General features: G+C 71.9%; 14 protein-coding genes. 8 read left to right on the top strand and 6 right to left on the bottom strand.

Translation table 11 applies throughout. The annotated features are described in order from the left end of the window. Positions 1 to 23 precede the first annotated feature (23 nt). From OG811_RS18610 to OG811_RS18600, 3 genes are all read left to right on the top strand, one after another. Positions 24 to 479: a GNAT family N-acetyltransferase gene (locus OG811_RS18610; RefSeq protein ID WP_406067441.1), complete on the top strand. Its 456-nt coding sequence runs from the start codon at positions 24 to 26 to the stop codon at positions 477 to 479. 118 nt (positions 480 to 597) lie between these two features. Then, complete coding sequence (locus tag OG811_RS18605; protein WP_406067439.1) at positions 598 to 1,710, top strand: lytic polysaccharide monooxygenase; 1,113 nt, start codon at positions 598 to 600, stop codon at positions 1,708 to 1,710. A 93-nt stretch (positions 1,711 to 1,803) separates the two neighbouring features. Next, a complete protein-coding gene (locus OG811_RS18600) occupies positions 1,804 to 2,292 on the top strand; it encodes a GNAT family N-acetyltransferase (protein WP_406067437.1) in 489 nt (162 codons plus the stop codon). 52 nt (positions 2,293 to 2,344) lie between these two features. Here OG811_RS18600 and hemQ read toward each other — a convergent pair whose 3' ends face one another. The 3 genes from hemQ to hemE are packed head-to-tail and all read right to left on the bottom strand — an operon-like array spanning position 2,345 to position 5,556. Further along, on the bottom strand, positions 2,345 to 3,046 hold the full coding sequence (gene hemQ / locus OG811_RS18595) for a hydrogen peroxide-dependent heme synthase (RefSeq protein ID WP_406067435.1): 702 nt from the start codon (positions 3,044 to 3,046) through the stop codon (positions 2,345 to 2,347). Continuing rightward, a complete protein-coding gene (gene hemG, locus OG811_RS18590) occupies positions 3,043 to 4,452 on the bottom strand; it encodes a protoporphyrinogen oxidase (RefSeq protein ID WP_406067433.1) in 1,410 nt (469 codons plus the stop codon). Before hemG ends, hemQ begins: the two co-directional genes overlap by 4 nt. Before the next feature lie 6 nt (positions 4,453 to 4,458). Next, positions 4,459 to 5,556 carry a uroporphyrinogen decarboxylase gene (hemE, locus tag OG811_RS18585; protein WP_406067431.1) on the bottom strand — a complete coding sequence of 366 codons (1,098 nt, stop codon included), beginning with the start codon at positions 5,554 to 5,556 and terminating at the stop codon, positions 4,459 to 4,461. 149 nt (positions 5,557 to 5,705) lie between these two features. On the opposite strand from hemE, the gene OG811_RS18580 reads away from it, so the two are divergent. From OG811_RS18580 to OG811_RS18560, 5 genes are all read left to right on the top strand, one after another. Next, entirely contained in the window at positions 5,706 to 6,278 is a 573-nt protein-coding gene (locus tag OG811_RS18580) for a DUF3000 domain-containing protein (RefSeq protein WP_406067430.1), read from the top strand. A 210-nt stretch (positions 6,279 to 6,488) separates the two neighbouring features. After that, on the top strand, positions 6,489 to 7,826 hold the full coding sequence (locus tag OG811_RS18575) for a ribonuclease D (protein WP_406067429.1): 1,338 nt from the start codon (positions 6,489 to 6,491) through the stop codon (positions 7,824 to 7,826). Positions 7,827 to 8,123: 297 nt separating this feature from the next. Then, complete coding sequence (locus OG811_RS18570) at positions 8,124 to 9,320, top strand: thiolase family protein (RefSeq protein ID WP_406067427.1); 1,197 nt, start codon at positions 8,124 to 8,126, stop codon at positions 9,318 to 9,320. After that, complete coding sequence (locus OG811_RS18565; RefSeq protein ID WP_406067425.1) at positions 9,317 to 11,386, top strand: 3-hydroxyacyl-CoA dehydrogenase NAD-binding domain-containing protein; 2,070 nt, start codon at positions 9,317 to 9,319, stop codon at positions 11,384 to 11,386. Before OG811_RS18570 ends, OG811_RS18565 begins: the two co-directional genes overlap by 4 nt. A 169-nt stretch (positions 11,387 to 11,555) precedes the next feature. Continuing rightward, positions 11,556 to 12,314, top strand: a complete 759-nt coding sequence (locus tag OG811_RS18560) for a hypothetical protein (protein WP_406067423.1) — start codon at positions 11,556 to 11,558, stop codon at positions 12,312 to 12,314. Positions 12,315 to 12,387: 73 nt separating this feature from the next. On the opposite strand, the gene OG811_RS18555 is transcribed toward OG811_RS18560, so the two are convergent. The 3 genes from OG811_RS18555 to OG811_RS18545 all read right to left on the bottom strand — a co-directional run bounded on the left by OG811_RS18555 (position 12,388) and on the right by OG811_RS18545 (position 13,904). Then, positions 12,388 to 12,930 (bottom strand): levansucrase, encoded by a 543-nt coding sequence (locus OG811_RS18555; RefSeq protein WP_406067422.1) that lies wholly within the window; start codon positions 12,928 to 12,930, stop codon positions 12,388 to 12,390. 150 nt (positions 12,931 to 13,080) lie between these two features. Next, complete coding sequence (locus OG811_RS18550) at positions 13,081 to 13,500, bottom strand: VOC family protein (RefSeq protein ID WP_406067420.1); 420 nt, start codon at positions 13,498 to 13,500, stop codon at positions 13,081 to 13,083. Then, positions 13,497 to 13,904: a VOC family protein gene (locus OG811_RS18545; RefSeq protein ID WP_406067418.1), complete on the bottom strand. Its 408-nt coding sequence runs from the start codon at positions 13,902 to 13,904 to the stop codon at positions 13,497 to 13,499. Before OG811_RS18545 ends, OG811_RS18550 begins: the two co-directional genes overlap by 4 nt. Positions 13,905 to 13,938: the final 34 nt, after the last annotated feature.

Here is a 13,938-nt window from a genome sequence, read left to right as displayed (position 1 = left end):
CCGCACGACCTACCATCGGTGCCGTGCCCCAGCAGACCACTGAGATCCGGACAGCCTCCTTTGCCGACCTGAACGCCCGCACCTTTCACGACCTGCTCAAGCTGCGCATCGACGTGTTCGTGGTGGAGCAGCACTGCCCGTACCCGGAACTCGACGGGCGGGACGTGGAGCCGGGCACGCGGCATCTCTGGCTGACCGACGGCGGCGCGCCGCTGGCGTACCTGCGGATCCTGGCCGACCAGGACGGCAGCGCCCGGATCGGTCGGGTGGTGGTGGCACCGGCGGCGCGGGGCGGCGGGCACGCCGGCCGGCTGATGACCGCGGCGTTGGAGGTGGTGGGCAACCGGCCGTGCGTGCTGGAGGCCCAGTCGCATCTAGTCCCGTTCTACGCCCGGCACGGCTTCGCCCTCAGCGGCCCGGAATACGTCGAGGACGGCATCCCGCACACTCCCATGCGACGCGCAGCCATTGACGCTTGACGATCGGACTGGCATGGTGCCGGGTAGAGCCATCGCGGGAGCCAGCGAATAGGCACGGGAGCGGGCAACTCCCGGCAGTCCGGGTGTCGTCGTCCGACCTCATCCCCCCGGGGGCTTCATGTCCACTCTTGCCCGATCACGACGCGTGCTCTGGTTGTTCGCCATCGCGGCGGCCAGCACGCTCCTGTTGACGACCGCGCTGACCACCATGCTGGTCCAGCCCGCCTCCGCGCACGGGTCGGTCGTCGACCCGGCCTCGCGCAACTACAGCTGCTGGCAACGCTGGGGCAGCGACTTCCAGAATCCCCGGATGGCCACCGAGGACCCGATGTGCTGGCAGGCCTGGCAGGCCGACCCGGCCGCCATGTGGAACTGGAACGGCCTGTTCCGCGAGGGCGTGGCAGGCAACCACCAGGGCGCCGTCCCCAACGGCCAGCTCTGCAGCGGCGGACGCACCCAAAGCCCCCGCTACAACGCGCTGGACACCATCGGCGCCTGGAAGACCACCTCGGTGTCGAACAACTTCCGGCTCCGCTTCTTTGACCAGGCCAGTCACGGCGCCGACTACATCCGGGTGTACGTGACCAAGCAGGGCTTCGACGCGGCCACCCAGCCGCTCGGCTGGAACGACCTGGAGTTGGCCGGCCAGATCGGCAACACCCCGGCCTCGCAGTGGAATCCGGACACCGGTGGTGTCTCGATCCAAATCCCGGTCAGCGCGCCGGGACGCACGGGGCGGCACATCGTCTACACCGTCTGGCAGGCCAGCCACCTGGACCAGTCGTACTACCTGTGCAGCGACGTCACCTTCGGCGGGACGAGCACCCCGCCACCGACCACGCCGCCGCCGACCACGCCGCCGCCCACCACCCCGCCGCCCACGACTCCCCCGCCGACCACTCCCCCGCCGACCACCCCGCCGCCGGCCGGGGCCTGCACGGCGACGTACCAGGTCACCGGCCAGTGGGCCGGCGGCTTCCAGGCTGAGGTGAAGGTGACCGCCGGCGGTTCACCCACCCGGGGCTGGTCGGTGAGCTGGAACTACGGCAACGGCCAGCAGGTCGCCTCGTCGTGGAACGCCACCGTCAGCACCAACGGCACGCTGGTGACCGCGCGCAACGTCAACTACAACGGCACCCTCGCCGCCGGAGCGAGCACCACGTTCGGTTTCCTCGGCTCGTGGAACGGCAGCAACCCGGTCCCGCTGGTCTCCTGCACGACGACCAGCTGACCCCCGTCCGGTGCCGCACCCGGGCGGGGGTGCGGCACCGGCCGGCGGGATATCCAGTGGTGGGTCCGCGCCGACTCCCGGCATCATTCCCGCATGATCGAAATGCGGGTGCTCACCCCCGACGACTGGCCGACCTGGCGCGAACTGCGGCTGGCCGCCCTCACCGAGGCGCCGGAGGCGTTCGGATCCCGGCTCGCCGACTGGCAGGGCGACGGCGACCGTGAGCAGCGCTGGCGCGACCGGCTCGCCATCGCCGGCTCACACAACCTGGTGGCCGTCCTGGACGGGCGTCCGGTCGGGATGGCCAGCGGCGTACCGACGCCAGACCCGCTCGTCGTGGAGCTGATCTCGATGTGGGTGCATCCCGAGGCGCGCGGCCGCAAGGTCGGCCACCTCCTGCTCGACGCGGTGGTGCACTGGGCCCGGGGGCGCGGCGCGGACCAGCTGCGCCTCACCGTCATGCCGGACAATGCGCGGGCGAAGGCCCTCTACCTGCGCGCCGGCTTCAGCCGCGCCAACGAACTGGGCGATCTCCTGCCCGACGGCGTGAGCCGCGAACAGGTCATGCTCCGCCCCCTCTGACCCCACCCCCACCCCCGCGCCCCCGCCCGCGCGGGGCGCGGGGCGCGTCCGCTCAGACCAGGCAGTTGACGATCTCGGCTACCGAGCGGCGGCGGCCCGTGTAGAACGGGACCTCTTCGCGGACGTGCCGGCGGGCGCCGGAGGCGCGCAGGTCACGCATCAGGTCGACGATGCGGTGCAGTCCGTCGGCCTCGAAGGCGAGCATCCACTCGTAGTCGCCCAGCGCGAACGAGGCCACCGTGTTGGCCCGTACGTCCGGGTAGCCGCGGGCCAACTTCCCGTGCTCGGCCAGCATCTCGCGGCGCTCGGCGTCGGGCAGCAGGTACCACTCGTAGGAGCGGACGAACGGGTAGACGCAGATGTAGGGGCGGGCCTCCTCGCCGGCCAGGAACGCCGGGATGTGGCTCTTGTTGAACTCCGCCGGCCGGTGCAGCGCCATCTGTGACCAGACCGGGGTCAGCGCCCGACCCAACGTGGTGCGACGGAACCGCAGGTACGCGTCCTGCAACGCATCGCTGGACGCGGAGTGCCACCAGATCATCACGTCCGCGTCGGCGCGAAGACCGGCGACGTCGTACACGCCCCGGACCACCACGTCCTTGCCGGCCAGCTCCTCGAAGAGGGACACGACCTCACCGGTGACGTTGTCCCGCAGCGACGGCAGCGGGGCGGTGGCCCGGAACACCGACCACATCGTGTAGCGGATGCTGTCGTTCAGCTCCCGCAACCGGGCCGCGTTGGTCTGCTCGGTCATCTCGCCGATCCTCCCAGTGCTGTGATGATCTCTTCGGCCGCCGTCTCGCCGGAGCGGACGCAGACCGGGATACCGACGCCGTCGTAGCCGGCGCCGGCGAGGACCAGGGTGGGGTGCACGGCCCGCAACGCCGTCCGCGCGGCGGCGACCCGGTCGGCGTGCCCCGGGGCGTACTGGGGCAGCGCGCCGCCCCAGCGCTGCACGTGCCCGTCGACGGGGGCCGGCAGCGGGGTGCCGAGTACCGCCGAGAGCTCTCGATGCACGGTGGCCGCCAGGTCCGCGTCCGGGCGCTGGAGATACGCCTCCTCGCCGTACCGGCCGACCGAGGCACGCACCAACGCCAACCCGTCCGGTCGGCGCAGGTGCCCCCACTTGGTGGTGAAGAAGGTCGCGGCCTTGATCAGCAACCCTTCGGTGCTGGGCACCAGAAAGCCGGACAATTCGGGCAGTTGCGGCTGCGGCACCGCCAGGGTCACCAACGCGACGCTCGCGTAGTCCAACTCGCCGACACCCGCCGCGGCAACCGGTGCCGGACCAGCGAGCAGCCGGGCCGCCGGTCGGGCCGGCACCGCCAGCACCACGGCGTCCACGTCGACCTGCTCGGGGTCACGGGTCGGGCCGACGGTGAGCCGCCAACCCGTGTCGGTCGGGGTCAACTCGCGGACGGCGGCGTCCCGGCGTACCGTCGCGCCGCTGGCCGTAACCGCCGCCTCGACCAGGGTGCTGAGCCCACCGACAAGGGTGCCGAAGACCGCAGCGCCGGGCGCACGCGGCGCGGCGGCCTGCGCGGCCCGGACCGCGCCGGTCAGGGTGTGCTCCACCCGGGCCGCACGGGCCAGCGCCGGCATCGTCGTGACCAGCGAAAGATCGTCGGCGCGGCCCGCGTACACGCCGCCCAGCATCGGGTCGACCAGCCGCTCGACCACCTCGTCACCGAAGCGGGACCGGACCAGCGCACCCACCGAGACGTCCGCGTCGGGCCCGACCAGCGGCCGACCACCGTCGGTGTCGGCGTCCGCGACCGGGCGGGCGACCGTGGTCACCCGTTCCAGATCACCGGGTACGCCCACCAGGGTGCCGCCCGGGATGGGGCGCAGCCCTCCGTCGATGACCAGCGCGGCCTGCCCGACCGTGGGGTGCACGATCCGATCGGCCAGCCCGAGCCGGCGGACCAGCGCCACCGCCCCGCTCTCGGCCCCGGTCGGGTCGCGCAGCAGGAACGACTCGGCGCCAAACTCGACCGGCTGGCCAGCCAACTCCCCGGTGCGCAGCTTCCCGCCCAGCGCACCGGACTGCTCGTACACCGTGATCTCGGTGCCGGCCGGTGCGCGGTCGCGCAAGCGGACCGCGGCGGCCAGCCCGGCGATCCCGCCGCCGACCACCGCCACCCGCCAGGGCTGCCGCATCGCCGGTCAGCCCTGGTCGGCCCGGCGGCTGGAAAGCTCGTGCACCAGCGCGACCACCCGGGTCAGCATCTCCGGGTCGGTCTCCGGCAGCACACCGTGGCCGAGGTTGAACACGTGTCCCGGGGCTGCCTTGCCCTGCTCCAGAATACGGCGCACCTCGGCCTCCACCACCGGCCACGGCGCGAGCAGCACGCACGGGTCCAGGTTGCCCTGCACCGCCTTGTCCGGGCCGATCCGGCCGGTGGCCACGTCCAGCGGGGTACGCCAGTCGACGCCGACCACGTCCGCGCCGGCCTCGCCCATCGCGCCGAGCAGCTCAGCGGTGCCCACCCCGAAGTGGATCCGCGGCACCCCGGCGTCGACCAGCCCGCTCAGCACGGCGGTCGAGTGCGGCAGCACGAAACGGCGGTAGTCGGCCTCGGAGAGCGTGCCGGCCCACGAGTCGAACAGCTGCACGGCGGACACGCCGGCCTCGATCTGCACCCGCAGGAAGGTGAGCGTCATGTCGGCCAGCCGGCCGCAGAGCGCGTGCCACAGCTCCGGGTCGCCGTACATCAGCGCCTTGGTCTTCGCGTGGGTGCGCGACGGCCCACCCTCGACCAGGTAGCTGGCCAGGGTGAACGGCGCACCGGCGAAACCGATCAGCGGGGTGTCGCCCAGCTCGATCACCAACTGCCGGACGGCCTCGTCCACGTACGAGACGTCGTCGCGAGTGATCGGGCGGATCCGCTCCACGTCGGCGGCGGTGCGGATCGGCTCGGCGACCACCGGGCCGGTGCCCGGCACGATGTCCAGATCGACCCCGGCCGCGGCGACTGGCACCACGATGTCGCTGAACAGGATCGCCGCGTCCACCTTGTGCCGGCGGACCGGCTGGAGGGTGATCTCGGTGACCAGATCCGGGCGACGGCAGGACTCCAGCATCGGCACGCTCGCTCGGATCTCCCGGTACTCCGGCAGGGAGCGGCCGGCCTGGCGCATGAACCAGACCGGGGTGTGCGGGCTGGGCCGGCGTCGGCAGGCCCTGATGAGGGGCGAGTCGGCCGGTCCGCCGGGGCGAGGTTCTCCGTCTCGGGCGACAGGGCCCGTGGTGTCCGTGGTCATTGCCGCAATCGTGCCACGCCCGCCACCCCCATCCGGGCGGGGGTGAGAGGAAGGGCACCGTTCCTTACGCCCGCACCGCAGCCAGGGCCCCTCGGTGAGCGTCGGCGCGCCGCCGAAGCGGGGGCCGGGCGTCGGCATAGGCTGCCGACATGGCCCCCCCGATCGCGCTCCCGGAGACGTTCGCCCGCGCGGTCGCCGGCCTGCAGTCGGCGGCGCCCCGGCCGGAGATCACCCTGGAGGAGGTCGGCGCCCCCCAGCGGCTGGCCCCGTACGCGTTCGCGCTCTCCGCGACCGTGCTGCGCGACGGCGACGAGGTGGCGAGCGGTCGGCTGATCCTGCTGCACAACCCGGCCGGCCACGAGGCGTGGCAGGGCACCCTGCGGTTGGTCACCTACGTGACCGCCGAGTTGGAGGTCGACCTGGCCGCCGACCCGTTACTGCCCGGTGTCGGCTGGACGTGGCTGACCGACGCGTTGGACGCCCAGGACGCCGGCCACCGGGCGATCGGCGGGACAGTGACGCAGACCATGTCGACCCGGTTCGGCGACCTTGCCGGCCCACCGACCGTCGGCGACATCGAGATCCGCGCCTCCTGGACACCGGTCGACGATGACCTGACCCCCCACCTGCTCGGCTGGTGCGCACTGCTCGCCTCCACGGCCGGCCTGCCGCCACCCGGGGTCACGGCCCTGTCCGACCGCCGCCCCGCCGGCGCAGCCTGACCCCACCGAACGACGTGCCCAGGTGCTGAGAAAAAGCTGCCCGGAGCATTTCTTACCTACTTTTCCTCATCTGATCACCGCAGACGCCTGCACGGACGGGCTTTGCCTCCCCCAATGTCCGGGATCCGGAAGGACACCTCGCGGACACCTGACCGACACACGCCGGACCGGCTGCACCCGCCGGATCCCCGCGCGCACTAGGGTTGGCAGGTGACCGACGAACCACCCCTGCGCCGTCGGCCCGCCGAAGAACTTCCGGGAAACGCACCCCAGCACCCGCCGTCGGCCCAGCCGCAGCCGGCGGGCGAGGGCGCCGACCCGGCCAACGGTGGGCCCGTTCCGCTGATCGCCCCGCGTGACGGCACCCCTGATCCGGTAACCGCTCCGGCCGAGCTCGCCGAGGTCGTGGCCCGCTTCGCCGCAGGCACCGGCCCAGTCGCCCTGGACGCCGAGCGAGCCTCCGGATACCGCTACAGCCAGCGCGCGTACCTGGTGCAACTGCGCCGGGCCGGCTCGGGTACGGCGCTGATCGACCCACTGCCCCTACCGGACCTCAGCGCATTGGACGCGGTGATCGGCGAGGCCGAGTGGGTGCTCCATGCGGCCAGCCAGGATCTGCCCTGCCTGGCCGAGGTGGGGCTGCGCCCACGCCGGTTGTTCGACACGGAACTTGCCGCTCGGCTGGCTGGATTCGAGCGGGTCGGGCTGGCGGCGCTGACCGAGCAGTTGCTCGGGTTCACCCTGGAAAAGCACCACTCGGCGGCCGACTGGTCGAGCCGACCGCTGCCGGAGTCATGGCTGACGTACGCCGCTCTCGACGTGGAACTGCTCACCGACCTGCGTGACGCACTTGACGCCGAACTGGCCCGACAGGGCAAGTCGGAGTGGGCCGCGGAAGAGTTCGCCGCGCTGGTCCGCACCGGGGCACGCCCGCCGCGGGTCCGCGCGGAGCCCTGGCGGCGCACCTCCGGCATCCACCGGCTGCGGGGGGCGCGGGCGCAGGCCCGCGTCCGCTCGATGTGGTACGCCCGGGACCAGATCGCGGCCCGGCGGGACGCCGCGCCCGGTCGGGTGTTGCCCGACTCGGCGATCATCGCTGCGGCCGAGTTGGATCCGAAGGACGAGAAGACCCTGCTGACCCTGCCCGGTTTCGGCGGTCGGTCGGTCCGCCGGTTGGCCCGCACCTGGCTCGCCGCTCTCGACGACGCCCGGCAGTTGCCGGAGGACTCGCTGCCGGTCACCCCGGCTGTGGAGGGGCCGCCCCCGCCGCACCGCTGGGCCGAACGGGACCCGGTGGCGGCCGGTCGGCTGGCCCGCTGCCGGGAGGCGGTGATCCGCATCGCCGGTGAGCACAACCTGCCGCCGGAAAACCTGATCACCCCGGATTCGGTCCGCCGGCTGGCCTGGACCCCGCCGGAGAAGCTCACCGAGGAGACGGTCGCGGACACGCTGCGCGGCCTCAACGCCCGCGAATGGCAGATCGCCCTCCTCCTCCCGCACCTGACCCCGGCCCTGTCCCCGGAACCCCCCACCCCCACCCTCTCCTGACCACCCCGCCCCCTCCACCTCCCACCCCCTCCTCCCCGCCGCCGCCTCGGTTGATCATGAAGTTATTGCCGTCCGGGCCGGCGTGTCGTGACAACAACTTCATGATCAACCGAGGGGGTGGGGGTGCGGCAGGGGCCGGGGCAGGGTGGTGTGGGGTGGGCCACAACGGGGGGTGGGGACGAGGTTGGTTACTGGCGAGTAGCATTCGGGGGAACGTGCCCGTGTCGGCGACCCTCATTCGATCCGAGTGCCGCCTGCCGGCGCGAAGGCCGAATCACGGTCGAATAGGAGGCTCAAGTGCCCCGTGAAGTTCGAGATGTCGTCTTCGTCGACGGCGTCCGTACCCCGTTCGGCAAGGCGGGTGGCATGTACGCCAACACCCGCGCCGACGACCTGCTGATCCGCTGCATCCGTGAGCTGCTGCGTCGCAACCCGCAGCTGCCCCCCGAGCGGGTCGAGGAGGTCGCCGTCGCGGCCACCACCCAGATCGGCGACCAGGGCCTCACCATCGGCCGTACCGCCGCCCTGCTGGCCGGTCTGCCCAAGACCGTGCCCGGCTTCGCCATCGACCGGATGTGCGCCGGCGCGATGACCGCGGTGACCACCGTGGCCAGCGGCATCGCGATGGGCGCGTACGACATCGCCATCGCCGGCGGCGTCGAGCACATGGGCCGCCACCCGATGGGTGAGGGCGTCGACCCCAACCCGCGCATCATCGCGGAGAAGCTGGTCGACCCGTCCGCGCTGGTCATGGGCTCCACCGCGGAGAACCTGCACGACCTGGTCCCGCACATCACCAAGGCGCGCACCGACGCGTTCGCGCTCGCCTCGCAGCAGAAGACCGCCAAGGCGTACGCCAACGGCAAGCTCCAGGACGACCTGGTGTCGATGTCCATCCGCGACGCCGAGGGCGCCTGGGGCCTGGCCACCGTGGACGAGGCTCCGCGGGACACGTCGTTGGAGAAGCTCGGCACCCTGAAGACCCCGTTCCGTCCGCACGGCAAGGTCACCGCGGGCAACGCGGCCGGCCTGAACGACGGCGCCACCGCGAGCCTGCTCGCCGACGAGGCCACCGCGCGCGAGCTGGGCCTGCCCGTGGCCATGCGGCTGGTGTCGTTCGGGTTCGTGGGCGTGGAGCCCGAGGTGATGGGCATCGGCCCGATCCCGTCGACGGAGAAGGCCCTGCGTCTCGGCGGGCTCAGCATCGACGACATCGGTCTGTTCGAGTTGAACGAGGCGTTCGCCGTGCAGGTGCTCGCCTTCCTCGACCACTTCGGCATCGCCGACGACGACGCGCGGGTCAACCCGTGGGGCGGCGCGATCGCCATCGGCCACCCACTGGCCTCCTCCGGCGTACGGCTGATGACCCAACTGGCCCGTCAGTTCGCCGAGCACCCCGAGGTCCGCTACGGCCTCACCGCCATGTGCATCGGCATCGGCATGGGCGGCACGGTCATCTGGGAGAACCCGAACTGGGAGGGTGGCAACAAGTGAGCGCGCTCGCCGCACCGAACGAGGTCGTCACCAGGGCGCTGCTGCGCCAGGTGAACGTGCCAGGACTGGACCGACCCGCCGCTCTGATCACGCTGGACAACGGCTTCGACCACACCAAGCCGAACACCTTCGGCCCCGGCGGGCTGGCCAGCCTGGACGAGGCGATCACCACCGCGCTGGCCGCCGACCCGGCGTTCATCGCGGTCACCGGCAAGCCGTACATCTTCTGCGTGGGCGCGGACATCGTCGGCCTGCCGCAGCTGGCCGACCGTGCGCAGGCGTTGGAGATCGGCCGGCTCGGTCACCGGGTCTTCGCCCGGCTCAAGGACAGCACCGTCCCCACCTTCGCGTTCGTCAACGGCGCGGCGATGGGCGGTGGCCTGGAGCTGGCGCTGCACTGCCACTACCGGACGCTCTCCGGTGGCGCGGCGGCCCTGGCCCTGCCCGAGGTCTCCCTCGGTCTGGTGCCCGGCTGGGGCGGCACCCAGCTGCTGCCGAACCTGATCGGCATCCCCGCCGCGACCCAGGTGATCATCCAGAACCCGCTCATGCAGAACAAGATGCTCAAGCCGAAGCAGGCTGCCGAGCTGGGCATCGCGGACGTCCTGCTGGAGCCGGCCGACTTCCTGGAACGATCCCTGGAGTGGGCCGCCGGCGTGGTCCGGGGTCAGGTCACCGTGACCCGGCCCGAGGTCGACAAGGACATGTGGGCGGGCGTGCTCTACTTCGCCCGGCAGACCCTCGATGCGCGGCTGCACGGCGCGGTCCCGTCCGCGTACAAGGCACTGGACCTGCTGGAGACGGCGAAGGACGGCGACTTCGCCGCCGGCACCGCCGCCGAGGACGAGGCCCTCGCGGACCTGGTCTTCTCCGAGGAGCTACGCAGCGGCCTGTACGCCTTCGACCTGGTGCAGCGGCGGGCCAAGCGGCCGGCCGGAGCTCCGGACAAGGGACTGGCCCGCACGATCACCAAGGTCGGCATCGTCGGCGCCGGCCTGATGGCCAGCCAACTGGCGCTGCTGTTCGCCCGCCGTCTCCAGGTGCCGGTGGTGATGACCGACCTGGACCAGTCCCGCGTGGACAAGGGTGTCGGCTACGTGCACACCCAGATCGAGAAAGCCGTCACCAAGGGCCGAATGGACAAGGGCACCGCCGCCAAGCTGTACGGCCTGGTCAGCGGCACGGTCGACAAGAGCGCCTTCGCCAATGCTGACTTCGTCATCGAGGCGGTCTTCGAGGACCTGGGCGTCAAGAAGCAGGTCTGGGCCGAGCTGGAGAAGATCGTCTCCCCGGAGGCGGTGCTGGCCACCAACACCAGTTCGCTGTCGATCACGGAGATGGCCGCCGAGCTGGAGCACCCCGAGCGGGTGGTCGGCTTCCACTTCTTCAACCCGGTGGCGGTGCTGCCGCTGCTGGAGATCGTCCGGGGCGAGCGCACCGACGACGCCACCCTCGCGACCGCGTTCGCGGTCGGCAAACAGCTCAAGAAGTCCTCGGTGCTGGTCAAGGACGCCCCGGCGTTCGTGGTGAACCGGCTGCTCACCCGCTTCCTGGGCACCGTCTTCGCCGCCGTCGACCAGGGCACCCCGCTGGACGTGGCGAACAGCGCACTGGACCCGCTGGGCCTGCCGATGCGCCCGCTCGCCCTGCTCCAGTTGGTCGGCCCGGCTGTCGCGTACCACGTGGGCGGCACCCTGCACGCGGCGTACCCGGACCGGTACGGCGTCAGCGAGAACCTCAAGCGGATCGCCGACTCGGGGCAGCCGATCGTGGTCGACGACCAGGTCAACGACGAGGTCGCCAAGCTGCTCGTCGTCGGTGACCAGCCGCTGACCGCCGAGCAGGTACGGCAGAACGCGCTCGACGCGCTCGCGCAGGAGATCCGGCTGATGCTGGACGAGGGTGTGGTCGCCGAGGCGCAGGACATCGACCTGTGCATGATCCTCGGTGCTGGTTGGCCGTTCCACCTGGGCGGCGTCACGCCGTACCTGGATCGGACCGGCACCTCCGAGCGGGTCACCGGCCAGCGGTTCCTGCCGCGCGGGGCGGCGAGCCTGCCCGCCTGAGGAGATCGCCGCGCCACCGTCGCGGTGGTCGGACCGTCCCTCGTGGGCGGACCGGCCACCGCGTCCGTTTGTGATCAACCGGCCGTCGGAGGGGACCTGCGCTGAACACCGTCGGAAGCTTCACCGGGTTAAGATCACGCGCTTTGCACACCCAACTTGGGGCTGAACAATGTCCCAGCCGCCGGCCACCCCCTACGGCCCGCCGCACGATTCCCCCACCCCGCCGCAGCAGCCAGGCCAGCCGCAGCAGGGCGTGGGCTGGACGCCGCCGCAGCAGGGCTTCCCGCCCGCGCAGCCGGGTCAGCCCTATGGTGACCCGAGCCTGCCCGCCGGCCCGCCGCCAGCGAAGAAGTCGAAGGTCGGCAAGATCCTGCTGATCGTGCTGTCCGTGGTGCTGGTGCTCTGCCTCGGCGGCGTGGCGGCCATCTGGTTCACGATCAAGGACGACGTGGGCGAGGTCGTCGACGCCACCAAGACCCGGGTGACCGCGCCGGCCACCCTCGCCGGCCGGCCGAAGAACACCGACCCGCAGCTGCAGTCGGCCGCCGACCTGATGGTCACCGAAATGAAGTCGACGGTGCAGGGGGAGAGCAGCACCGTCGGTGCCTTCTACGGCGACCCCGCCAAGCAGGACCTCATCATGATCGCTGCCGTGTCCGGGCTGCTTTCCGACCCCAAGAAGGAGTTGGACGCCTTCGTGACCGGGCTCTCCACCGAGCTGGCGGTGACCAACATGGCGTCGGTCGAGCCCGGCCCGCTCGGCGGTGAGGCACGCTGCGGCGACGGCAAGGCCGAGGGCCTGGCGCTCGGCGTCTGCGTCTGGGCGGACCGGGGCAGCGAGGGCATGGTGGTGATGTACTTCAAGTCCGCCGAGCAGGCGAAGGCCGAGTTCGTCACGATCCGGGGTCAGGTCGAGCAGCGCTCCTGACCGTCAGCGACCGGGGCCCCGGCCACCTTCGGGTGGTCGGGGCCCCGGTCCGTATGCCACGGACCGCTTCGCGTCAGGCCACCGGGAAGTACGCGTTCAGCTTGCTGCGCAGGTGGGCCGCGTAGATGATGCCGAGGGCCGGGCTACCGCGGTACGCGGCGGCCGCGCCGGTGCCCGCGTCCACTGCCACCGGCCGGGCGAGCGCGGCGAACTTCACCCGCTGCTTCTCCTGCGCCCAGGCCGACGCCGCCGGCTCGATCTGGGTGCCGACCAGTGCGGGGATCACCGCCACCCCGTTCTGGAAGCCGCGCAGTTGCCCCTTGCGGGCCAACACGTAGTCCATCGCCGAGGTGCTGAACGCCTCCAGGGTGGCGGCCGTGACCAGCGTCGCGGGCGCGGCGATCGTGAACAGGTGCAGCTTGGTCGCCATCCACCGCAGCTTGAAGTCGCCACGGTAGCCGACCAGCACCGGCACGCCGCCCCAGTCCTCGATTTTCACCTCGCAGCCGTCGGCCCGCAGCCGCTCACCGGTCGCGGTGAGATACGCCTGCACCGGCTCTGTCGCCGTCGTGTCCATCTGCCCACACGCCTTTCGCCCGCTGCCCTGGCCGCTCATCTAACACCACCGCGGCCCGCCCCGCCGCCCCTGTCGATCATGGACCAGGTGCCGGGTCAAGCAGGGTTCCGGACCCAGGCTTTCGGGGCGGCGGCAGGCCCCGGCCACCCGAAGGCGGCCGAGGCCCGCTGCCGTGCCGTGCGCCGACGGTCAGGCCGGTTCGGCAACTCCCGCTGCGGCCCGCGCCGCCGCTGCCGCCGCCCGCTCGGCCGGGTTGCCAAGCACGCAGAACTCGTTGCCCTCCGGGTCGGCGAGCACCACCCAACCCCCGCCGGTCGGGCTGACCTGATCGGCGACGAGCGTCGCACCGATGCCGAGTAGTCGCTCGACCTCCTCGGCCCGGGTCCGGTCGGCGGGTTGCACGTCCAGGTGCAGCCGGTTCTTCACCGCCTTGCCCTCGGGCACCGCGATGAACAGCACCTCCGGACCGCCCGGCGGCAGGAGCATCGCCTCCGGGTCGCCGGGGAAGTCATCGGGCTGCCGAGGGCAGTCGAAGACCTGCGACCAGAAGCCGGCCAGTGCGTACGTGTCGTGACAGTCGATGCTGATGTTATGGATGATCGAACTCACAGCTGGTCCTCCACAGTGGTGGTAGGGACACGTTCGCCGGCGCTGCGGACCACGCAGAACTCGTTGCCCTCCGGGTCGGCGAGCACCGCCCAGCCCGTCCCGTCGGCGCGCCGTCGGTCGGCGACCATCGTGGCCCCGAGGCCGAGCACCCGCTCGACCTCCTCGTCCCGGGTCCGGTCGACCGGCTCCACACAGATGTGCAGCCGGTTCTTGGTCACCTTGTCTTCCGGCACCTCTTGGAAGAACAGGTTCGGGATGGTCTCGTCCTGCGGCAGCAGGGCCGCCTCCGGATCACCCGGGACGGCCTCGGAGTGCCGGGCGTACCCGAGCACCGCCGACCAGAAACCGGCCAGGGCGTACGTGTCGTGACAGTCGAAACTGATGTTGCGGATCCGTGGATACACGGGTGTTCCCTCCGTGCTGGATGGGGACGCTCCG

The organism is Micromonospora sp. NBC_01638, from assembly GCF_045209745.1.
Taxonomy (GTDB): Bacteria; Actinomycetota; Actinomycetes; order Mycobacteriales; family Micromonosporaceae; genus Micromonospora.
The sequence above is the reverse complement of the archived record's forward strand: the minus strand, read 5'-3'. Positions and strand labels throughout refer to the sequence as shown.

What these genes read in the sequence shown, in the direction of transcription:
- OG811_RS18605 (WP_406067439.1), top strand. Translation starts at nt 598, where the DNA reads ATGTCCACTCTTGCCCGATCACGACGCGTGCTCTGGTTGTTCGCCATC.
- OG811_RS18555 (WP_406067422.1), bottom strand. Translation starts at nt 12,930, where the DNA reads ATGAGCGGCCAGGGCAGCGGGCGAAAGGCGTGTGGGCAGATGGACACG.
- hemG (WP_406067433.1), bottom strand. Translation starts at nt 4,452, where the DNA reads ATGCGGCAGCCCTGGCGGGTGGCGGTGGTCGGCGGCGGGATCGCCGGG.
- OG811_RS18560 (WP_406067423.1), top strand. Translation starts at nt 11,556, where the DNA reads ATGTCCCAGCCGCCGGCCACCCCCTACGGCCCGCCGCACGATTCCCCC.
- OG811_RS18600 (WP_406067437.1), top strand. Translation starts at nt 1,804, where the DNA reads ATGATCGAAATGCGGGTGCTCACCCCCGACGACTGGCCGACCTGGCGC.
- hemE (WP_406067431.1), bottom strand. Translation starts at nt 5,556, where the DNA reads ATGACCACGGACACCACGGGCCCTGTCGCCCGAGACGGAGAACCTCGC.
- OG811_RS18580 (WP_406067430.1), top strand. Translation starts at nt 5,706, where the DNA reads ATGGCCCCCCCGATCGCGCTCCCGGAGACGTTCGCCCGCGCGGTCGCC.
- hemQ (WP_406067435.1), bottom strand. Translation starts at nt 3,046, where the DNA reads ATGACCGAGCAGACCAACGCGGCCCGGTTGCGGGAGCTGAACGACAGC.